The organism is Robertmurraya sp. GLU-23 (assembly GCF_052983275.1).
The window spans coordinates 98,007-119,978 of record NZ_JBRKCV010000008.1 but is presented as its reverse complement, the minus strand read 5'-3'; the positions used below and the strand labels follow the sequence as shown (position 1 = coordinate 119,978).

The following is a 21,972-nucleotide window of genomic DNA, read 5'->3' as shown; positions in this document are numbered from 1 at the left end:
TAAGTATGACATCGCTTACATAATAAATGCAAAGGTTTTTTTAAAAGAAGTGAGCAAATGACAGTTGATTAGCTTAATAGTTAACATTTGCCATATTGTTCAAGGTAGGCGAAATAAAATCATAGGGGGTTAAGGAGATGAAGGGGAAAGAAGCTGGCAGTATATCTTTAAAAGAAAAATTAGCTTTTGGTTCAGGTGCTTTTGGGAAGGATATCGTTTATATTTTCATATCGATGTACATTATGTACTTTTATACGGATGTACTTAAAATCCCAGCAGCAACTGCAGGGACCATTTTGTTAGTAGTACGCCTTATTGATGCGGGATTTGACCTTCCGTTTGGATTTTTAGTGGATAAAACCAAATCGAAGTGGGGGAAGATGAGACCTTACCTACTGTTTGGTGCAGTCCCGTACGGAATCGTTACAGCGCTTTTGTTTTATGCACCAAATTTTACCGAAACAGGTAAGGTATTTTACGCTTTCACTTTATATTTGTTAATCAGTATCTTATATAGTATTGTCAGTATTCCTCATGCCGCATTAAACACGGTTATGACAGAAAATGTTCAAGAAAGAACGCACTTGACGAAGTATCTCGTTTTGTTTTCAGGTTTATCGGCAGCCATTGCAGGTACGATTGCCGTACCAATCGTAGGGTTATTTCCAAGTCCAAAGACTGGCTATTTCTTTATGGGAGCCTTTATTGGAGTCTTATCTATTATCTTGATTCTTCTCTGTTTTAAAGGGACAGCTGAGAAAGTGATAGAGAATGAAAAAAGAGAACAAATTCCATTTAAGTTAGCCATCAAAACCGTGGGGACCAATATCCCATTTTTAATTTTATCTGCTTCCTTCTTGTTAGCTCAATTGAGTCTAGGTATTCGAGGAGCTTCTGGTATCTACTATTTTATTTACAATGTAGGCAATCCGAATTTGTATAGTGTCGTATCAGGTCTTGGAGGAATCATTGGTTTAGTTCTAACTCTCGTGTTACCAGCTATAGCTATTCGTATCGGAATAAGAAACTTTTATATTTTAATAGGTGCTCTATCGGTTATTGACTTCCTTTTCATTTATTTCACACCTGTAAATATGGCACCCATGGTTTTAGTTCTTAATATTTTGGCTGGAGCATTAACGGGATTAGTCATGTTTGCTGCTTGGGGAGCACTACCTGATGCCATCGCTTACTCTGTCAGACAGAATGGGTTGCATATTGAAGGGGTCTATTATTCTCTTTATAACTTTATTCAAAAGCTTGGTTCATCGCTTTCCGGTGGACTTGCCGGTTTTGTTCTAGCAGCTTATGGATATCAAGCAGGCAGCGCGCCAACCCCTAAAAGCTTAGAAGGAATTCTCGTTACCTCTGCTTTAATTCCAGCAGCTTGTGCACTTTTATTTACTGTGTTGATGCTTTTCTATAAAACGAAACCATCAAAGAGTCAAACAATTGAAAGCGGTGTTATTAATGGGTAGGGATCTATGGATTGAAAATCTTACGGTAGAAAGTCAGAAATACCCGTTAGGTATAGATGTTGTTACCCCTCGATTAAGTTGGTGGATTCAAACGGAGCAACAGCCTATTTTGCAAACTGCTTACCACGTAATAGTAACGGACGAAGACGGAACCGTGGTATGGAACACGGAACAAGTAAAGAGTGACCAGTCACTTTGGATTGAATATCAAGGAACTCCCTTACAGTCACGTAAACGATATGATTGGAAAGTGAAAGTGTGGGATAACCAAGGAAGACAATCCAATTGGAGTCAGCCTGCATCGTGGGAAATGGGATTGTTAAACCCGGAAGATTGGCTGGCAAGCTGGATAGAGCCTGAGCAACAAGAAGCCGTTGAGGAAGATTTTATCACGATCAAAGAAATCTTTTCTGGTGGTCTAGAGGCAGAAAGTCTCGAGGAAAGAGTGAAGAATCTTCAACCTCCACAGTTGTTACGACGTTCTTTTACGGCTGAAAAAAAAGTCAAAAAGGCAAGAGTATATGTAACCAGCCATGGAATCTATCAATTGGAACTGAACGGACAAAGGGTAGGAGACATAGAATTTGCACCAGATTTCACAGCTTACAATGTACATCTGCAATATCAAACCTATGATGTCACAAAGTTTATTCAAAATGGTGACAATGTAATCGGTGTAAAAGTGGCAGATGGCTGGTATATCGGACGAATTCAATTAACGGGTCATAGCTGTCAATATGGAAACAAACTAGGAATATTACTCCAATTAGAAATGGAATACGAAGATGGAACAACAGAAATCGTAATCTCTGATGAAAACTTCGTCTCAAGTCCTGGACCTTGGCAATATTCTGACTTATTTATTGGTGAAAAATATGACGCAAGACTCGAGCAGGATGATTGGAGTTGTTCTAATTTTGATGCTTCTTGCTGGTCTAAGGTCAATTGTGTGGATTACTCACTCGAAAATCTTACGGCTCAATATGGACCAAGTGTAAAAGCCATGGAGGAATTACTACCATTAAATATCCACCGTGAAGAGGATGGAGCGCAAATTATTGACTTTGGTCAAATTATTGCGGGACGTATTCGTCTAAGCATGGATGTTCCGAGGGATACGACCATTTGTATGGAACATAGCGAGGTATTGGACCAAGACGGAAAATTTTTTATGAATATAATGGGTCGAAATAAAGACCAAATAGATCTTTATATCGCAAAAGGAAATGGAATGGAAACCTATGAACCAAGCTTTACCTACCACGGTTTCCGATATGTGCGTGTAACCAATCATCCACATGACATTCAAAAAACAGATGTAAAAGCGATCGTATTATATAGTGATATGGAAACAACGGGCCATTTTGAGTGTTCTGACGGCAGAGTTAATCAATTGCAGCAAAACATCCAATGGAGTCAAAAGACGAATATGTTATCCATTCCGACAGACTGTCCTCAACGAGAAAAAGCAGGTTGGACGGGGGATCTTCAGGTGTTTGCTCCAACAGCCGCCTTCAATATGGAGGTTGATTCTTTCTTAACCAGGTGGTTGGTTGATGTCCGTCTAGAACAATTTCAAGATGGTCAAATCGCCAATTTTGTACCAACTGGCAAATATTATGAACCAGAATGTACAGCAAATGGTGGACAGCTTTCGAGTGCCGGGTGGGGCGATGCCATCCTTATCGTTCCTTGGGTATTGTACGAAAGATATGGGGATAAGCGAATTTTAGAAGAGAATTATGAAGCCATGACAAAATGGATGAGTTATGTTCGTCAAAAAGCAGAGACGGAGATTCCAGACCATCTAGAAGACAAAGATCCTGTTCGTTTAGAGAGGCAAAAATACTTATGGAACACAGGATTCCATTTTGGAGATTGGCTAATTCCGAGCATAAAAAATCCGATGGAAAGTGCCATTCGGACAAAAGAACTTGTGGCAACTTGCTTTTACGCAAATTCAACTCTCCTTTTAGCCGAAATTTCAAAAGTACTCGGGAAATCCGAACTGGAGTCTATGTACAAAAACTTGAATTGCCAAATTAGAAAAGCTTTTGAGGAAGAGTATGTGGATGATAAAGGGAGAATAAGCTCGCATTTTCAAGGGATTTATATTTTAGCTCTTCAAATGAATATGGTGTCAGAGCAAAAACGGTCGCTTGTGGTCAACCAATTAGTTGAATTAATTAAGGAGAATGGGTATAAGCTTGATACGGGATTCCTATCGATCCCCTATTTAATGGATGTGTTGTGTAAAGAAGGTCATGCCGATCTCGCCTATCAACTACTCTATCAAACAGAATGTCCTTCTTGGCTTTATGAAGTTGAAAATGGGGCAACTACGATTTGGGAATCATGGTCAGCGATCGCACCGGACGGAACAGTCGGTCATATGTCATTTAATCATTATGCGTTTGGATGTATTGGTGATTGGCTCTATAGACATGTTGCTGGGATCAAGCATGACCAACCTGGATATAAAACGAGCATCATCGAACCTTATACCGATTGTGGATTATCTTTTGCAAAAGCAATACTTAAAACAGGTTATGGCATCCTTTCATCGTCTTGGTCCAAAAAAAATCATACGGTTCAATTAGAAATTGAGGTACCAGCAAACACAACAGCAACCGTCATCCTTCCTCAAAATGCGGATATCACGGGTGAGTGGGATGGATTGACCTATACAGGTGATGGAAAAGCAAAGTTTGCTGTTGGAAGTGGAGTTCACCAGATTGAGTATGCTGAAAAATGCGTTTTAAATAGCAAGTAAATGGTCAAGATCGCAAATAAGTTTCAGGAATCGCAAATAAAAAATCAGGATCGCAAATAAAATTTTGGAATCGCAAATAAATCATTATAATCGCAAATAAATCATTATAATCGCAAATAAACATCTGATAAGAAGTTCTCAGGAACACAATTTAGTTCCAAAAGGGATTTAACAACGTTAAATGACTCTCTAGAGCCTCCAAAAGTACTGGTCGAATGTAATTTCGACCAGTTTTTTTATTAAAAAAACGATAGCATTCCCGAAATCTATGTATTATAGTTACTTAAAAAGATTCGACAACTTCTTCGCTCAAAAGGTGATGATAAAAATGAAAGCGCTTATTAGAAAAGTTAAAAACGAAAAATACCGGTACAGAAACTTCATCTTAATTTTAGCTCTTTCCATTGGTCCATTAATGGGTCTAGGTTTTGTCTCTTTTAATATTACAAAGGATTTATTGATTCGAAACCAGACGGAAACGATACAAAACCATTTAGAGACGTCGAGTGAGGTGGCGGACTTATTATTTCGTAACATCATTAATATGGAACGAATTATTACATGGAATAAGGACGTCCAAAAAGACTTAAAGGAAAGTGTTACCCTTGATGTGGCAGGGGGAAGATTGGTCGACAACGGATCGCTGCGAAGGCTACAGGATCACTTGGCTAGTAGTTTAATAGATACGCAAGATATCGACTCGGTATGTATATTCAATGTGAATTTTCAAGGAATGTGTTATGGGAAGTCCGAGAGCTATGGTAGATATGGAAATGGTGGCTTTCATGAATACATTGGAGATACAGAGTGGTATAAGGAAGCGGTCCAAAAGGATGGGAAAGCTATTTTCTACGGCTATAATGTGTTACAAGGAAATAAATCAAGTAAGACTTTTTCATCTGTAAAGCTACTGAAAGACCCAGGGGAATTCTATGATCCCACTACGACAGGATTACTAGTTGTGAATATTAATCAATCGATATTTTCGAGAGTGTTTAAAAAGAGTGACAATAGTGCCTTTCTGATTTTAGACGATTCACAGGGAATTTACAGGAATGTTTACCGATACCCCAGTTCTTTTCAGGTAGAGGAGTTGTCCAATAGAGAGGTTTCTCCATTGGACGAGTTGAAAAATCAAGGATACATCGTTACAGATTATAAAAACAGAATCACTGGTTGGACTTTTTCACATGTGATTAACGAAAAAGAGTTGTTAAAGCAATCCAATCAAATACGGAATGTGACGATTTCGATTGCATCAGTTATCGCCATTGTTGCATTTGTCTTCTCGTTTTTATTATCGGAAACACTATCCAATCCTATGGTTCGGTTAAGGAAAATGGCAGCAGAGTGGACAAGTGGTCTCTTGCACCCTTCGGAAACAGATGCACCAACAGATGAAATCGGAGCCATCGGTCAGACGTTTCAAAAAATAACGGGTGAAAATAAAGTGCTAAATGAGGAGTTAATCAGGTCGCAACTTAAGGAAAGAGAAGCGGAGCTACGAGCATTACAAGCACAAATTAAGCCGCATTTTCTATATAACACGCTAGATTCGATGTACTGGATGGCGTCACTAGAAAATAATCATGAAGTGGCGAAAATGGCCGTTGCTCTCTCAGAAACCTTTAAGCTCAGTTTAAATAATGGAAAAGATATGCTTCCTGTTTCAAAGGAACTTGAACATATTAAGCATTATTTAACGATTCAAAATTTACGCTTTAATCATCGTTTTTTGTATGTGGAGGAAGTTGATCCTCAGTTACTAGATAAAGAGATTCTTAAATTGCTTCTTCAACCATTAGTGGAAAATGCCATCTATCATGGTCTTGAGCCAAAGGTAGGGAAAGGAACCATCACGTTAACGGGCCAATTAGAGGACGGATGGATTATTTTTACCGTTCGGGATGATGGTGTAGGAATAGCTGATTTGGAATTGACGAGAAATGGTTATGGCATGCAAAATGTTCGCGAGCGTTTATATTTATGCTACGGGGAAGATAGTGAGTTAACGGTGCATAGTAAGGTGAATGAGGGAACTTGTGTAGAAATTCGTTTTAGAGAAAATAAAGGGGGTCAAACTCTTGCGGAAGGCAGTAATATTTGATGATGAGTACATCGTGCTAAAAGGTCTTGAACGAATGATTGACTGGTCTGAATATGGTGTCGAGTTAGTGGGGACCGCTGCTGATGGAGAAGAGGCCCTAGAGATTTTCCGCAATCATCGGCCGGACATCGTTTTCACTGATATACGAATGCCTGGGAGAGATGGCTTACAAGTGATTGAAGAAATCTTAAAGGATGATCCTGACACGCAATGTATCGTGTTCAGTGGATTCAATGAGTTTGAATATGTAAAAAGAGCTTTAAAGCTAGGTGTCGTGGATTATCTGGAGAAGCCAATTACAATCTCGATGATCAAAGAAGCGTTAGAAAAAACAATTAGTCGAATAAACCACCATGAAACGGTGAATTCACTAAAGGATTATAATCAAAAAGAAAGACTAGAAAAAGAGACCCTACAGTTCTTGTTAGGCAAAGGCAATGAGTTACAGTGGAAGGAACGGTTTGGGAAAGACGCCGAAATGCTTAAAGGTGTGACCGTTCTTGCTCTTTCATCGGTCGTCCCACCACCAGACACAAACGAAGATCATCGGATTGTTGTCATTCAAAATGGTACGGAGAACTTATTAGTGATTTTTCACTTGGTGAAGGATTTAAAGAATATATGGGACCATTTGTTGAACTGGTCAGAGCATATGGGAGTGGCTGTTGGCTCGGGGAAGACGTATACAAATATATTAGATATTCATAAAAGTTATCACGAGGCTCTTCACGCCCTTCGATATACCCAGTTTATGAATGAGTTCGAGTGGTATCGCTTTGAGGATATTGGTGAAAGTCCTAGTCATAGCACCGATCTGTCCAAGCACGAACAAGCGGTTATCTTTCATATCCGGACGGGTGATAAGGAAGGATTGTTCGAACAGTTGAAGTCATTAATCACCCAACTGGACCGAAAGAAGCTTCACCCTGACGTGATCGAACGAGATGTGCTAAAGCTTGTCTATCTCGGTCTTGAAGTCTTAAAGGAAACAGGCTGCGATCCCAATCAAACCTGGCCGGACTACATGCCACATCATGAAATTCGTAAGCTACAAACAAAGGAAGAAATGTATTCATGGCTTTACAATCAACTAGAAAAAATTATTCATGCCTCTATTAATATTCGTTCTACATATAAGCATGAGGCAATCGAGCGTGCTTGTACATTTATTAAAGACAACTACACAAGAGATGTCACGCTACAAGAGGTTTCCGAGCATGTAGGAATGAACGCCACCTATCTTAGTCTCTTATTTAAAGAAGAGATGGGTGAGTCGTATATCAAATACTTAACTCATTTACGAATGGAAAAAGCGAAGCAGCTCTTGACGGAGGGGAAAAAAGTAGCGGAGGTAAGTGAGTTAGTTGGTTATCACAGCTATAGACATTTCTCCGAGCTTTTTAAAAAGCATGTCGGGATCAAGCCAGGTCAATTTAAGGAAATAAAATAGTCTTGTTCCATGGAACAGGACTATTTTGTGCGAAAAATTCATACATAAACAAAAAATACGGACGTAATCAAAAAAATGAGACAATTAAAAAACCTGATGAAAGCACTTACAATAAAGATAGATCCAAGGACAACAACCTAGGAAAACATAAAAATAGAATCTGATCTTCCTACAAGGAAGCGAGACAGCTGTCATTGGATTTTAGGTCATCATTATATATAAGGGGGAAGTTAAAAGATGAAGGCTAAAAAGAAAATTTTTGCCGTGCTATCAAGTGCTGCGTTATTCGCAGGAATTATGGCAGGCTGCAGCAGCAACAACGACAGTGCTTCAGGAGAAAAAGAAGAAGATTCAGGACAAGTGACGCTAACCATCCTCGTGGATAATCAATCTAACTTGGATGGAATGAAAGCGGTAACAGATGCGATTGAAGAAAAATACGACATTAAGACAGAATATGAATTGCGCCCTGGTGGAGGAGAAGGAGACAATTTAGTTAAAACACGTCTGGCAACAGGAGACATGACAGACTTAATGGCATACAACTCTGGTTCTCTATTCCAAGCGTTAAACCCAGAGCAAAATTTTGTTGATATTACAAATGAACCATTTGTTGAAACGATTATAGATGATGCCAAAGAATCACTATCATCGAATGGAAAAGTGTTTGGAATTCCAAGTGCCAATGTGATGGCGGGTGGATGGTTCTATAATAAAAAGGTTTACGCCGAACTAGGTCTTTCTGTTCCAACAACATGGGATGAACTAATGGCCAATAATGAGAAGATTAAAGCAGCCGGTAAGACTGCTGTAATTGGTAGTTACAAAGATTCTTGGACATCACAGTTAATCGTTCTTGCTGACAACTATAATGTCCTTCAACAGCATCCGACTTTTCCAGAGGATTTCACAGCTAATAAAGCAAAAATTGCTGATACTCCAGGGGCTCTTCGAAGCTTTGAAAAGTTAGCTGAGGTGTTTGAGGGTGGCTACTTAAATGAAGACTTCCTTGCTACAGGCTACGAAGCAGGATTAAAGATGTTAGCTGAAGGTCAAGGGGCTCACTATCCAATGTTAACATTCGCTTTACCTATGCTATCTGCTAACTATTCGGAACAATTGAATGACATTGGTTTCTTCCCACAGCCAGGCGAAAGTGCTGATGAGAATGGATTAACGGTATGGTTACCAGGCGGTATTTATATCAATAAAAACAGCGAACATGTCGATGAAGCTAAGAAGTGGATGGAGTTCTTTATTTCACAAGAGGGAATTGACATTTACACTTCAAAAATTAAGCCAGATGGACCGCCTGCCATTAAAGATATCGAACTTCCAGAAGATGTGTATCCAGCTGTTAAAGACATGATGCCATTCTTCGAATCTGGAAAAACAGCACCTGCTCTTGAATTCTTAAGCCCAGTAAAGGGTCCAAACCTTCCACAGATTGCTGTTGAAGTAGGAAGCGGTATTTCTGACGCAAAAGCTGGAGCTGAACTATACGATAAAGACGTTGAAAAACAAGCAAAACAACTTGGCCTTGAAGGCTGGTAATCAGCTGGTTAAATGAGATGAGGCCCTGTCATTCCCGACAGGGCTTCTAATCTAACCAGACTAGAAAAGGGGAATACATTATGACAAAGCTTACCAATCGCTCGTACACGTATTACTTCTTATTGCCCGCAGGAATTATATACTTCGTGTTTTTCCTACTGCCAACTATTATGTCGTTTTTCTTTAGTATGACATGGTGGACCCTCACAGATTGGAAATTTATCGGACTTGAAAACTTCATCACTTTTTTAACAGAACCATCGTTAAACATTGGTTTTAAAAATACGATCATTTACGCAATAGTGACCTGCACGTTAAAGGTAATCTTAGGACTTTTACTAGGTGTATTCTTAAGTCAAAAGCTAAAAACGATCGGGTTTGTACGGTCTATGGTATTCTTTCCAACTCTTTTAAGTACGATTGCTGTTGGGATGGCGTTTGCGATGATGATGCATCCTACTCAAGGGCTTATTAACACGGCGTTGAAGATTGTAGGAATTACAGGGCCAGATTGGTTAGGAGACACGACGATTGCTCTACTATCTGTTGCATTAGTAGATGTATGGAAAGGGGTAGGGATGGCAACCGTCATCTTTATCGCAGGAATCATGTCTATTCCAGAGGACTACTATGAAGCACTAGCCATTGATGGTGGAAACTCGTTCCATAAGTTTTGGAATATCATTGTGCCATTAAGCAGACCAGCCATGAACTCTGTTATTATTCTAGCCTTTATCGGTGGGTTACGTTCATTTGATTTAGTGTGGGCAATGACTAAGGGCGGCCCTGGATTTAGTACCGACTTGATTGCTTCTATTATTTATAAGCAATATCAAGGTGGCTTTTACGGTCTCTCCACAGCAGGAAACGTGATTTTGTTTGTTGTTGTTTCAGCTCTTGCCTTCCCATTATATGCATTCTTGAATAAGAAAGAGGTGGACTTATAATGAGTGAAACACAGATCGCAGTAAAAGCCGATACTCCATTTCGGACAAATACCAGGAAGAGAAAATCAGTAAGGAAGTTGTTCAGTGAAATATTAGCGATCATCCTGTCTTTAGTTATATTCGGAGTTCCGTTTTACTTTGTTATTGTGAATGCGAGTAAGGATACAAAAGAGTCCTCTCTCTTAAATATGGACCTTCCAAGCTCGTTTCAACTAATCGAAAATATTCAAGCGGTAATGGCCGCTCAAAACGGAATGATCGTAAGAGCCTTTTTCAATAGTATGATGATCACTGGTTTTTCAATTGCCATTCTCATCTTAGTCGGGGCCATGGCTGGATATGTGCTCCAACGTCGTACGAGCAAAATGTCACCATTTTTCAACTTTTTGATTTTGGCTGGACTTATTATTCCACCAGCGATCGTACCAACGATCTGGGTTCTTGATGGAATCGGACTATTTAAAACGATGCCGGGCATTATTTTAGTAGAGGTAGCACTGAACCTACCATTCACCATTTTGCTTTATAAAGGATTTATGGCAACACTTCCGAAGGAACTGGATGAAGCGGCACTGATTGATGGCTGTGGAAGAATGCGCTTGTTCTTTAGCATTATTTTGCCATTGTTAAAACCAGTTTCAGCAACCGTCATCGTACTTACAGCTGTTGGAGTGTATAACGACTTTGTTAACCCGTTATATTTCTTCCCAGGTGCTGAAAACGCTACGTTACAGTTAACGCTCTATAACTTCTCAAGCATGTACAATACACAATGGAACTTGTTATTTACAAATATTCTATTAATCTCGATTCCACCACTTATCTTGTTTATTTTCTTCAATAAGAAAATTGTAGCAGGTATGACCGCAGGAGCTGTGAAGTAGAAAGGATGCTGAAAAACAAATCTTACTTGTCCAACAGAAGGTGAAGGATTAGTGGGGTTTGTTTTTTTATTAAAAGGAGGAAAAAGAATGGCTGGGCTTAAAGTTACAAATCTGACTTGTGAGTATCGGAAAAATCCTATAGGGATCGATGTGAAAAATCCATCCGTCAGTTGGCAGCTGGAATCTGATCGGCGTGCTACGTTTCAGACGGCCTATCAGGTACAAGTATCAACCTCTAAAAACTTTGAAACTTGTATTTGGGATACGGGAAAAATAGAATCTGATCAATCCATTCAGCTCATGTATTCAGGTCCGATTCAGTCTCGAACTCTATACTTTACTCGAGTTAAGGTGTGGGATAACTACAATCGGGAATCCAATTGGAGTGAGGTCTCTAGTTGGGAAACAGCGTTCCTTGATCATCAGGAGTGGAAAGCTAGCTGGATTACTCCAGACGAAACGAAGATGGATCCTCAATCAGAGGAGATTTTTCAACTAAGGAAAGCATTTATTTTGGAAAAAGAGATTGCTTCCGCTCGAGTGTATGCGACAGCAGCTGGATTATATGAGGCGTATATCAATGGAAAGAAAATAACTGAAGATCTACTCACACCGGGCTGGACGAGTTACAAAACTCGACTGCAGTATCAAACGTATGATGTAACTGAGCTCTTGTCAGAGGGAGAAAATGCGGTAGGTGTACTGCTAGCAGATGGCTGGTATAAAGGGAATTTAGGTTGGAGTAATAAAAGAGATATTTTTGGTGACCAGCGAGCCTTCCTAATGCAGCTTCACGTCAAGTATGTTGATGGTACAGAAGAAGTCATCATTACCGATCCATCCTGGAAGGCTTCAACAGGCGCGATTTTATCTTCCGAGTTATACCATGGAGAAGCCTATGATGCACGCTTTGAACAGGCAGGCTGGAGCCAGTTTGAGTTTGATGATACCAATTGGGCTACCTGCGTAAGTATCGAGTTACCTTTTTCGAACCTGGTGTCTCAAGAAAACTGGCCAACTAGAGTAACTGAAACGCTTCGTCCAGTGGATGTATTTGTCACACCTGCAGGTGACACCGTACTAGATATGGGCCAAAACATGGTCGGACGCATGCGCTTTCATGTGGAAGCACCTAAGGGAACCATCATAACTTTAGAGCATGTAGAGGTTTTGGATAAGGACGGCAATATTTATTTCGGGAATTTACGAAAAGCAAAGCAGCGGGTGAGCTATATCACAAAAGGAGAAGGAGTGGAAACTTATGCCCCACACTTCACTTTCCAAGGCTTTCGATATGTAAAAGTTCAGGGTTATCCAAATCAAGAAAACGGTCTAGATCTTAGTCAATTTACTGGAGAGGTCATTCACTCAGATATGCCAGCAACGGGTGAATTTACTTGTTCAGACCCTTTCGTGAATCAACTTCAGAAAAACATTGTCTGGGGACAAAGAGGGAATTTTGTGGATGTTCCAACTGATTGTCCGCAAAGAGATGAGAGGCTTGGCTGGACGGGGGATGCGCAGGTCTTTATACGAACGGCACTTTATAACTACCAAGGGGCTCCATTTTTCAAAAAGTGGTTAAGAGATCTGAAAGCCGATCAGCTAGAGGACGGAGGCGTTCCGTTTGTTATTCCCGATTTGCCTAACTTAATGGGAGGAAATTCCTCTTCCGCTGCTTGGGGAGATGCGGCGACCGTTTGTCCTTGGACCGTGTATAAGGTGTATGGAGATAAGAGTGTGCTTAAAGATCAATACGACAGCATGAAAGCATGGGTCGAATACATTCGGAAACAGGGGGAGAACGAATTCTTATGGAATACGGGCTTTCACTTTGGAGACTGGCTTGGTTTGGATGCAAAGGAAAACAGCTATGTCGGAGCCACTCCGAGAGACTTCATCGCCACGGCTTTTTATGCTTACTCGACAAGAATTTTAAGAAACAGTGCGATTGTACTGGAAAGGTATGAGGACGCGGCAGAATATAGCAGTCTATTAAAAAAGATCAAAGAGACGTTTGTTCGAGAGTTTATCTCTCCAACTGGACGACTCGCTTCTCCTACTCAAACCGCGCATGTACTCGCTCTCGCCTTTGACTTAGTAGAAGATGAAACGAAGAAACGAGTCGCTTCCGATTTAAATACACTAGTCATCGAAAATGACTACCATTTAACAACAGGCTTTGTTGGCACACCATATTTATGCTTTGCTCTATCCGAAAATGGGTACCATGATACCGCTATGAAACTATTACTTCAAGATAGTTATCCATCATGGCTGTATTCAGTGAAAAAAGGGGCGACCACCATTTGGGAGCACTGGGATAGCATCAAGCCAGATGGTAGCTTTTGGAGTGATGATATGAACTCTTTTAATCACTATGCATATGGAGCCATTGGTGATTGGATGTACCGTAGAGTAGCCGGACTTGATATGGATGAAAGTGATGTGGCCTATAAAAAGATTCTGATTCGTCCTCAATTTGCTGGTGGGAAGTTGACATATGCTAGAGCGGAGCACCAGTCCTTATATGGAAAAATTGTCTCGGCATGGGAATGGACGAAGGATGAAATCAACGTACGGGTTGAAATTCCTGCCAATACGACGGCGACCATTGTGTTACCGAATGTTCATAGTGATGATCTAACGGAAAATAACATGGAAGTCGTCCAGGCGGAGGGAGTCGTACAGGTGGAAAATCAGGACGGGAATGTTCGAATTGAAGTCCGTTCAGGCGTATATTCCTTTACGTATCCAAACCGAATGGGAAGATTGGATCTATTTACAAAGAATTCCAGAGTGCTAGACCTTCTTTCCTCTTCTGTAGCAATGGAAGTATTAGAGAAGCACTCTCCAGGAATATCAGAAAAAATCGGGCCTTTTTCACATATGAAGGCTTATACTCTAACTCGTTTCGCCAAGGAACCAACGATTCAACTAAAAGATTTACATTCAATCATTCAAGAAATTAATGAAACTATATTAGCTGGAAAAAAGGAGAGTAATCATGAGTACTCAAAAGCTTAAGAATCATGTCGTTGTAAAAAATGAACGTTTTATCCAGGAAGCAGAACGTTTGAAGCCTGAATTAAAAAGTAGTGTAGTGAAACCTGAAAGACTAATAGAGGTCAATCCAGATCCAAGCGTTATGCATGGCTGGAAAGTGGAACCTGTATCCTCCATTGATGAATTGCAAAAGCAAGAATTCAAGAAAGGTGATTCGTTTATCGTTGATTTTGGGGACCACCAAGTGGGTTACCTAAACTTTCGGGTTCGTCCGGTTGGAAGTCCTCCAGATGCCCCTTTGAAACTAAAGCTAACGATTGGTGAAATGCCAGTAGAAATGGGAGAGCCCTTTGAGAATTATGATGGCTGGTTAAGCAGTGCTTGGCTACAGGAGGAGACCATTTTTGTAGATGTCTTGCCTGCAACGATTGCTCTTCCACGCAGATATGCTTTTAGATACGTGAAGTTTGAGGTCCTAGCCACTTCGCCAAAATACCAAGTTATGTTTGAGGATATTGAATGTAGGGCCGTCACGTCGGCTGATCTGGAAGCGGTCGAAGCCTTAGGACATCCAGACTCTATGTTACAAAAAATGGATGAAGTAAGTATTAAAACATTAGCGGATTGTATGCAGGACGTGTTTGAAGATGGACCGAAGCGTGACCGCCGTCTTTGGTTAGGGGATTTACGTTTGCAGGCTCTAGCCAACTATGAAACGTTTGGGACGAATGATTTAGTCAAAAGATGTTTATATCTTTTTGCCGGTGTACCGAATGATCAAGGAAAGGTATCAGCCAATGTATTTATAGAACCACAGTTAATTGCAGATGATACCTTTTTATTTGACTACTCACTTTTCTTTTTATCAACATTGCATGATTACTATCTGGCCACAAGAGACAAAGAAACATTAACAGAATTATGGCCTACTGCTTACCGTCAAGTGGAACTGGCTCTTGAAAGATTAGATAAAAATCATATCTTAGAAGATTCTGCAGAGTGGTGGTCCTTTATTGATTGGCAGCAGGGGTTAAATAAGCAAACTCCTTCTCAAGCGATTTTAATCTATACAATAAAGCAAGCGATATTTTTGGCAGAGGAATTGAAATTATCAGAAAAAGAGATTCTTGCTGTGCGCTTACAGGAAATTGTGGAGGCGACGAAGAAATATTTATGGGACGCGGAATTACAGTTTTTTGTGAGTGGGGCAGATCGACAAGTATCATGGGCAAGTCAAATCTGGATGGTATTAGCTGGTGTCGTAACAGAAGAAGAAAGTAAGCAATTGATGAAGCATTTGTTAGAGGAGAAACCAGAAATAGGAATCGCTACTCCATATATGTATCATCACTTTATTGAGGCATTACTGATTGCGGGAGAAAAAGAGCTAGCCATTTCTGAGATGAAAACCTACTGGGGTGGAATGATTGAAGATGGTGCCGATACGTTTTGGGAGTTGTATGACCCGAAAGACAAAGAATTCTCCCCATACGGAAGTCATCTAATCAACAGCTATTGTCATGCTTGGAGCTGCACACCAACGTATTTGATTCGTAAATATCATCTATAAGTTGCTTTTGGATAGGCTGTTTTCGTAAAGAGTGTTGTTAAAATCTTAAAGCCGATTTTAACGTAGAAAAAGCTGTTTTGCGCTTAAGAACTTAGTTTGTAGGCTCTTTTCTTATTAAATTTATGATGTTTTCTCCGGAAACTTAGCACAATTAATAAATTTATATCCCAAAAGCAACAAAGATTAAGAAAAGAGCCTTTAACTAAAAGGAGAAGAAGATGAAAAAGTATATTTCTTTTGACGTGGGTGGAACAAAGGTAAAGCACGGGATCGTCCTTGAGGACGGAACGATTGTAACAAAAGGAAGCTACTCGACTACTTGTGATGACCTAGAGGTATTTTTGGCCGATATGGTCAAAAAGATTACGGAATATAAAGAAGCTCATGAAGTGGAAGGCGTTGCCATTAGCCTTCCGGGCTTCATTGACCCAAGCACCGGGTTCGCCGAAAGAGCAGGAGCCATTATCGCTTTGGACGGAAGAAATCTAAAGGAGCTCCTTGAAGCTAGGGTTCCTTTACGAGTGGAGATTGAGAATGATGGAAATTGCTCGGCGTTAGCGGAAAGATGGAGCGGAAATGCCGTTGGCTGCGATGACTTCATTTGCTATACGATCGGCACAGGAATTGGCGGGGGGATCATGGTGAATGGTAAGATCGTCCATGGCCACACGTTCCGCGGTGGTGAATTTGGCTTTATGCTAACACAAGCAGATGTAAAGGGGAAAGAAATGCTGCATACCAACTCTTCTACCACTAGCCTGATCAAAAGGTATAGAGAGTATAAGGGCTTGGAAAAGGATGTAAAAGTTGAGGGAGAGTCCATTTTCTCCGATGCTGCTGAAAATCAAGAGGTGGACCAATTAATTCATGACTGGTTGGAGCATATTAGTTTCGGACTCTTTAATTTAGCAGTGACTCTAAATCCACAGAAGATCCTAATTGGTGGGGGAGTAAGTGCAAGAGAAGGGTTGATTGAACAAATCCAAGAAAAGCTAGAAGAACTTGAGTGGTGGAAGTTTTTAAAAGTGGAAATTGCTCCATGTAAACATAGAAATGATGCAGGGCTGATTGGTGCGGTGTATCATTTTATGAACAAATAATATAAGGGACGTATGTATTGGCATACGTCCTATTTTTTATTGCGTTTTAATGGCCAGTCTGAAGGTTCTCTGCCATCTCCAAATTGTTCATATAGGCAGCCATGGCCAATTCATACCTTACCTTTTTGCTTGCTTCAACGAGGTCGGCTTCCTTCACAAGTCCGGATATGGAGTACCTGTGACCCCTGAAATCAATGTTTAACTCAGTGATTTGGTTAAATTTGAAGATCTCTACGGGAACACCATGCTCATCCTTCAACAAGAATTCTCCGTATTTCTCGTTGCAAATTCGAGCGACTTCTTCCATGACCTTAAAAGCGTCGTCAGGATTTTGCCTGTAGCTGAGAACAAGGCTTTCGTTCACCCGGCGCCTTCCCCTGCTCCCGTTATGTAGTTCATTAATGTTGCTATAGGAAACCGAATAGAGGTAACCATCAAACTGGCGAATTTTCAGGTGGCGCATGCTGATTTCCTCGATTTTCCCCTGATGATTTCCATTGATAATCACATAATCTCCGTGATGAATCTGACGTTCAAACAAGTACGTTAGCCCCATGATATAATCCCGGATAATATGCTGGAAAATCAGTGCCAGGGCACCGGCTACTACGACCGAACCAGTAACAAGCCTAGTCAGGTCAAAGAAATGGCTGAGCGCATAAATAAAGAAAAACACCAGTCCCATTAATTTTGTCACCTGATACGCGAAATGCATCAAGGTCTCTTCACGATTTTCATCCAAAAAGCTCGTTTTATCAAAGAAAAGCCGGATGGATTTACGAATTAAATAAACGGTAAGAATAATCAGCACTGCCACTATAATAATCCTTACGGGCAATTTTTCGAATAGTTCCAAGGAAAACATTTTATCAACCCTCCACTTCTTTTACTATACCAAAGGAATGTGGAAAAGGAGAAAAAATTCCTATCGGATGAAAATTTAAAAAGCAGGCTTGTGAATGGGGTATTATTCATTTGAGAAAGATAATAAAGTAGAAATTCCCACATTGAAGAGAGGACATGTGAAGATGAAGAAAAAACAAAACTCTAAATATTATATGTTACTCATTATTTCTCATATTTTTCTTCTGCTTTATGTTCTTTATAAAAAGAAAGAAAGAAAAACGATTTTCTTCACATTTTTGTCTATAGTGGGTTTAGCCTATTATTTCGAGTATCCGTTATATATATTTAAAGCATATAAATATAAAACGAATCTACTTAAAAATAAAGAAAAAGATAACTCGTTTGGATCTGTTTTGTCTCAAGGATTGTTTGTTCCAACGGTTGCCATACTAATTTCTTCTTTTCAGCTAGGGTGGAAGATTAAATTTTTATTTTCAATGTATTTTATGTTGATTGAAAGACTTTTTATTAAGATAAAAATTTTTCAGAATAGATGGTGGCATACCATATACACTACGCTCTCCATTTTTACTTTTTTTTTCATAAGTGATGTTTGGTATAAAGAGTTGAAAAAAGGAAACAAGTTCATTTTAAAAATGACTCAATACAATACCTTCCACGTCATTTACATGAATTTGTTATTTTTACTTTCCGTATTAAAAAAGTTCAGATTTAAACCTGTTAGGTTAACCATTCATCCTTGGTATCATCACTACTCTTTTATGAAGGTTTACATTACTTTTGAGACATTTTTAACGATGTTTTTTTCAGAACAAAAAAACAATCAATTAAAGATCATTCCGATCCTTAGTATATTAATAATGGACACCTATTTAATAAAATGGAAGTATTTAAAAATGAAAGGTAATTATTGGGCATTTGTTTTTCCTGTAAGATTTCTTTCTCATTTATCACTATATATACTACAAAAATGGAATAAATCACTAGCCTAAATGAATGGTGCTTGAGTTAAAGATAGAGATCGCTGAGGCGATCTTTCTTAGTGTTAAAATATTAACTTAAAGGGAAACAAATTTAACTAATATTTATATATCTTAAACCATGATAAAGTATAAAAATAAGGGGGGATGAATATGACAAGTGGAAATGCCATCAGTAATAATAAGGAATTGTCACTAGAACAACGTGAAGAATTACTAAAAGTATTGAAAGCCCGTTTTGAAAAAAATATAACGCGTCACGAAGGTCTTGAATGGGAAAAAATCCAGGCAAAGCTGGAAATGAACATGGAAAAACTGTGGTCGCTTCATGAAATGGAAAGAACCGGCGGTGAACCGGATGTGGTTGGTTATGATCAGGAGACGGACGAATATATTTTTTATGATTGTTCAGCGGAAAGTCCTAAAGGTCGCAGAAGTGTTTGTTACGACCGTGAAGCGTTAGAGTCAAGGAAAAATCATAAACCCGAAAATAGCGCAATCGATTTGTCGTCTGCCATGGGCATCGAACTATTAACAGAGGAACAATATCGAGAGTTGCAGAAGCTTGGGAATTTTGATTTGAAAACATCGAGCTGGGTACAAACACCCTCTGCTATTAGAGAACTCGGTGGGGCCCTTTTTTGTGACTGTCGCTTTGGACATGTCTTCGTATATCATAACGGTGCCGAATCTTACTATGCTGCCAGAGGATTTCGCGGCTCGCTAAGAGTTTAAATTTAGCATAGACAGCTACATTCAAATGGAGAAGGAGGATTCGGTGAGATATTTACCACATCTCCCGTTTTTATTAGTGGAGCTGGTTTTCCCTCTTCCTGACCAACCGAAAATAAAAGACTGCCGCAAACTTAAAACACATAAGTTTGTCGACAGCTTAAGCAGCCGAGGCTGCTATTTTTTTCTCCATCTTAATAACGGTTTTGAGATAATCGGCGTTAACACACCTGAAAGAATCGCTTCGGTTATTCCATTAGTGGCGACTATAGTCAGGAGTGCAGGCAAGAGCTGCTCCATATCCAACTTCAAAAAGTTCGCATAGGGCTCCCCATAAAATAAATAAATGAATCCAAGAACTAAAAACGTATTTGTTAAAGATCCCAGCACACCGGCAACACTCATTCTTACTGTTTCATTGAGCTTTCCACTGAGTAATCGATGAAACACATATGCAGCAACCACACCAATTAAAATCCGAGGCAAAACGGATACAAGCGGATTCGTGAAAACAATGGGTGCAATTACGCTTGTCGGGGCGACAAATGCCCTGATGAACGTGATGATTCCCCATATGCCGCCTACAATGGCTCCTTCCTTCGTTCCGAGGACGATTGCTGCAGTAATGACCGTTACCTGAATAATCGTCAAGCTAAGCGGTCCCATCGGGATATATCCTAAAAATGGGATGGTCGTTTGAATAATGATGATGGCAGAAAGCATCCCTAATAGGACCATGCGGAATGTCTTGTTTTTTTTGTTCATGAATAAACTCCTCTTAACAAAAAATATATTCTTCATTTTCATTCTACACAAAAGAGACAATAGGAGGACAGACTAAAGAGCGTTTTTTTCTAGTTGGGGCGAGTTTTGCTTTTTTATATGCCAATTCTGATGTCAAAATGACCGTCATAAAGGTTCATTTTTTTAGTATAGCACCTCAAACCGGAACCCTTTATGTTTATCCCTGAAAGCTTTTATATTACACTAAAGACAACACAATTCACGTTCATGAGGTGTAATATGGGAAATGATCTTCTTGCAACCTTGATGGAAATGACAGAAGAAGAACAGATGATTCTCGAGCAAAGTAGTGAAATCAAAAAGGACCTTTATACAAATCAAACGTCTTTTATTATTGAAAGTGAAAAGTTCTTAAATCCAAACGAGATGATTATGCTAAGAAAGCATACCCGATTTATTGATTTTCCCAAGCATCGTCACAATTATATCGAAATTAATTACGTGTTTCATGGTGAGTTAAAGCAGAAGGTTGGAACAGAGAATGTCCACTTAAAGCAGGGCGAGCTTTTATTTTTGAACCAGCATATTGAACATGAGATTGAAGCTTGTGCAAAAGAGGATATTATCATTAATTTTATTATTCAGCCAAAATTCTTTGATTTCATTTTTTCTTATTTATCCTCCACCAATTTAATGAGTAACTTTATTATAAACAGTCTCTATAATCACACGCAGAATGGACAATACTTGTACTTTGCAGTTACACATGTGGAGGCCATTCAAGAGTTAATTAAGAAGATGATGGATGAAATCATGGAACCATCGTTATTTTCAGAGTCGACCTTAAAGCTTTATATGGGACTTTTAATGATAGAGCTTTTAAAGCACACAGATAAACTAAAGCAAAATGAACTAAGCTCCGAACATCACTATATTCTTGTAGAGACGATGAAGTATATTGATGAACACTATCAAAATGCTTCTCTTTATGAGTTAGCTCAGCAATTAAATCAGCCTCACTACGCGGTCAGCAAGCAAATCAAGAAAGCGACGAAGTATACTTTTAAGGAGCTTTTACAAGAAAAGAGACTTACGAAAGCGAGAGAGTTTCTAGAGAGAACCGAAATGCCGATTACAAAAATCATTGATGAAGTTGGCTACGATAACATGAGCTACTTCTACCGAATTTTTAAAAGCAAATATGGAAAAACTCCCAAGGACTATCGAGTGGAGCTGAAGGGCAGATGAACTTTGTGTTCAGCTGTTTTTTTATTGGGTTATGGGATTTGGAGATTGAGGACAAGGGGTAATAAAGGTCGGGATCGCAAATAAACTTTGGTAATAGCAAATAAGGATGATAAATCGCAAATAAAATTTCAGGATCGCAAATAAACTTGTAGGATCGCAAATAAAATTTCAGAATCGCAAATAAATTTGTAGAATCGCAAGTAAAATTTCAGAATCGCAAATAAATTTGTAGAATCGCAAATATATCCTAAAAATCGCAAATAAGCATCAGAAATGGAGCTTGATGGGTAAAAGTTTTGTTCGAATTTCGTTAAAATAACCTTCTAGAGCAACAAAAAAGAACTGGCCGAATGAATATCTGCCAGTTTTTTTTGTGTTTCATGAAAAATTGGCCTTTCTATTTAATTTAAGCTTATGCTTGTCGGGTCAGAACAGTCGGCTCCGCTTTTCTTGCAAATAAGGTCAATAAATTAAATAAATCCCGTTATAGGATATTTCTCTGAATCTAGTATGATAGTAATATCGTAAGCGG

The 21,972-nt window shown here is 39.3% G+C and carries 15 protein-coding genes; 13 read left to right on the top strand and 2 right to left on the bottom strand.

Features of this window, described 5'->3' with window-relative positions; translation table 11 throughout:
* The first annotated feature begins 137 nt into the window (after positions 1–137).
* The 10 genes from ACVBAX_RS14440 to ACVBAX_RS14395 all read left to right on the top strand — a co-directional run bounded on the left by ACVBAX_RS14440 (position 138) and on the right by ACVBAX_RS14395 (position 16,869).
* A complete protein-coding gene (locus tag ACVBAX_RS14440) occupies positions 138–1,478 on the top strand; it encodes an MFS transporter (RefSeq protein ID WP_447117607.1) in 1,341 nt (446 codons plus the stop codon).
* The gene (locus tag ACVBAX_RS14435) at positions 1,462–4,251 is read left to right on the top strand and encodes a family 78 glycoside hydrolase catalytic domain (RefSeq protein WP_447117697.1); all 2,790 of its coding nucleotides are present in this window, start codon (positions 1,462–1,464) and stop codon (positions 4,249–4,251) included. The genes ACVBAX_RS14440 and ACVBAX_RS14435 overlap by 17 nt, the downstream gene beginning before the upstream one ends.
* 328 nt (positions 4,252–4,579) lie before the next feature.
* Positions 4,580–6,358, top strand: a complete 1,779-nt coding sequence (locus ACVBAX_RS14430) for a sensor histidine kinase (RefSeq protein ID WP_447117606.1) — start codon at positions 4,580–4,582, stop codon at positions 6,356–6,358.
* A complete protein-coding gene (locus ACVBAX_RS14425) occupies positions 6,336–7,808 on the top strand; it encodes a response regulator (RefSeq protein ID WP_447117605.1) in 1,473 nt (490 codons plus the stop codon). The genes ACVBAX_RS14430 and ACVBAX_RS14425 overlap by 23 nt, the downstream gene beginning before the upstream one ends.
* Before the next feature lie 237 nt (positions 7,809–8,045).
* Positions 8,046–9,362 (top strand): ABC transporter substrate-binding protein, encoded by a 1,317-nt coding sequence (locus ACVBAX_RS14420; protein ID WP_447117604.1) that lies wholly within the window; start codon positions 8,046–8,048, stop codon positions 9,360–9,362.
* A gap of 80 nt (positions 9,363–9,442) precedes the next feature.
* On the top strand, positions 9,443–10,309 hold the full coding sequence (locus ACVBAX_RS14415) for a carbohydrate ABC transporter permease (protein ID WP_447117603.1): 867 nt from the start codon (positions 9,443–9,445) through the stop codon (positions 10,307–10,309).
* The gene (locus tag ACVBAX_RS14410; protein ID WP_430776211.1) at positions 10,309–11,193 is read left to right on the top strand and encodes a carbohydrate ABC transporter permease; all 885 of its coding nucleotides are present in this window, start codon (positions 10,309–10,311) and stop codon (positions 11,191–11,193) included. Before ACVBAX_RS14415 ends, ACVBAX_RS14410 begins: the two co-directional genes overlap by 1 nt.
* A gap of 87 nt (positions 11,194–11,280) precedes the next feature.
* Positions 11,281–14,220 (top strand): family 78 glycoside hydrolase catalytic domain, encoded by a 2,940-nt coding sequence (locus tag ACVBAX_RS14405; protein WP_447117602.1) that lies wholly within the window; start codon positions 11,281–11,283, stop codon positions 14,218–14,220.
* Positions 14,201–15,769: an alpha-L-rhamnosidase-related protein gene (locus ACVBAX_RS14400; RefSeq protein ID WP_447117601.1), complete on the top strand. Its 1,569-nt coding sequence runs from the start codon at positions 14,201–14,203 to the stop codon at positions 15,767–15,769. The genes ACVBAX_RS14405 and ACVBAX_RS14400 overlap by 20 nt, the downstream gene beginning before the upstream one ends.
* A gap of 218 nt (positions 15,770–15,987) precedes the next feature.
* Complete coding sequence (locus ACVBAX_RS14395) at positions 15,988–16,869, top strand: ROK family protein (protein ID WP_447117600.1); 882 nt, start codon at positions 15,988–15,990, stop codon at positions 16,867–16,869.
* Between the two features lie 46 nt (positions 16,870–16,915).
* Here the strand turns inward: ACVBAX_RS14395 and ACVBAX_RS14390 are convergent, their stop codons facing one another.
* Positions 16,916–17,734 (bottom strand): mechanosensitive ion channel family protein, encoded by an 819-nt coding sequence (locus tag ACVBAX_RS14390; protein WP_447117599.1) that lies wholly within the window; start codon positions 17,732–17,734, stop codon positions 16,916–16,918.
* 163 nt (positions 17,735–17,897) lie between these two features.
* Between ACVBAX_RS14390 and ACVBAX_RS14385 the strand changes: the two genes are divergently transcribed.
* Positions 17,898–18,728: a hypothetical protein gene (locus ACVBAX_RS14385; protein WP_447117598.1), complete on the top strand. Its 831-nt coding sequence runs from the start codon at positions 17,898–17,900 to the stop codon at positions 18,726–18,728.
* A gap of 141 nt (positions 18,729–18,869) precedes the next feature.
* The gene (locus ACVBAX_RS14380) at positions 18,870–19,451 is read left to right on the top strand and encodes a DUF4256 domain-containing protein (protein ID WP_447117597.1); all 582 of its coding nucleotides are present in this window, start codon (positions 18,870–18,872) and stop codon (positions 19,449–19,451) included.
* Positions 19,452–19,625: 174 nt separating this feature from the next.
* On the opposite strand, the gene ACVBAX_RS14375 is transcribed toward ACVBAX_RS14380, so the two are convergent.
* Positions 19,626–20,213, bottom strand: a complete 588-nt coding sequence (locus ACVBAX_RS14375) for an ECF transporter S component (protein WP_447117596.1) — start codon at positions 20,211–20,213, stop codon at positions 19,626–19,628.
* Between the two features lie 258 nt (positions 20,214–20,471).
* Here ACVBAX_RS14375 and ACVBAX_RS14370 point away from each other — a divergent pair, with 258 nt between their 5' ends.
* A complete protein-coding gene (locus ACVBAX_RS14370; protein WP_447117595.1) occupies positions 20,472–21,440 on the top strand; it encodes an AraC family transcriptional regulator in 969 nt (322 codons plus the stop codon).
* Positions 21,441–21,972 lie beyond the last annotated feature (532 nt).

Excerpts from the sequence above, each read along its gene's own strand:
- ACVBAX_RS14440 (WP_447117607.1), top strand. The coding sequence starts at position 138 with ATGAAGGGGAAAGAAGCTGGCAGTATATCTTTAAAAGAAAAATTAGCT.
- ACVBAX_RS14430 (WP_447117606.1), top strand. The coding sequence starts at position 4,580 with ATGAAAGCGCTTATTAGAAAAGTTAAAAACGAAAAATACCGGTACAGA.
- ACVBAX_RS14420 (WP_447117604.1), top strand. The coding sequence starts at position 8,046 with ATGAAGGCTAAAAAGAAAATTTTTGCCGTGCTATCAAGTGCTGCGTTA.
- ACVBAX_RS14415 (WP_447117603.1), top strand. The coding sequence starts at position 9,443 with ATGACAAAGCTTACCAATCGCTCGTACACGTATTACTTCTTATTGCCC.
- ACVBAX_RS14410 (WP_430776211.1), top strand. The coding sequence starts at position 10,309 with ATGAGTGAAACACAGATCGCAGTAAAAGCCGATACTCCATTTCGGACA.
- ACVBAX_RS14405 (WP_447117602.1), top strand. The coding sequence starts at position 11,281 with ATGGCTGGGCTTAAAGTTACAAATCTGACTTGTGAGTATCGGAAAAAT.
- ACVBAX_RS14400 (WP_447117601.1), top strand. The coding sequence starts at position 14,201 with ATGAGTACTCAAAAGCTTAAGAATCATGTCGTTGTAAAAAATGAACGT.
- ACVBAX_RS14395 (WP_447117600.1), top strand. The coding sequence starts at position 15,988 with ATGAAAAAGTATATTTCTTTTGACGTGGGTGGAACAAAGGTAAAGCAC.
- ACVBAX_RS14390 (WP_447117599.1), bottom strand. The coding sequence starts at position 17,734 with ATGTTTTCCTTGGAACTATTCGAAAAATTGCCCGTAAGGATTATTATA.
- ACVBAX_RS14385 (WP_447117598.1), top strand. The coding sequence starts at position 17,898 with ATGAAGAAAAAACAAAACTCTAAATATTATATGTTACTCATTATTTCT.
- ACVBAX_RS14380 (WP_447117597.1), top strand. The coding sequence starts at position 18,870 with ATGACAAGTGGAAATGCCATCAGTAATAATAAGGAATTGTCACTAGAA.
- ACVBAX_RS14375 (WP_447117596.1), bottom strand. The coding sequence starts at position 20,213 with ATGAACAAAAAAAACAAGACATTCCGCATGGTCCTATTAGGGATGCTT.
- ACVBAX_RS14370 (WP_447117595.1), top strand. The coding sequence starts at position 20,472 with ATGGGAAATGATCTTCTTGCAACCTTGATGGAAATGACAGAAGAAGAA.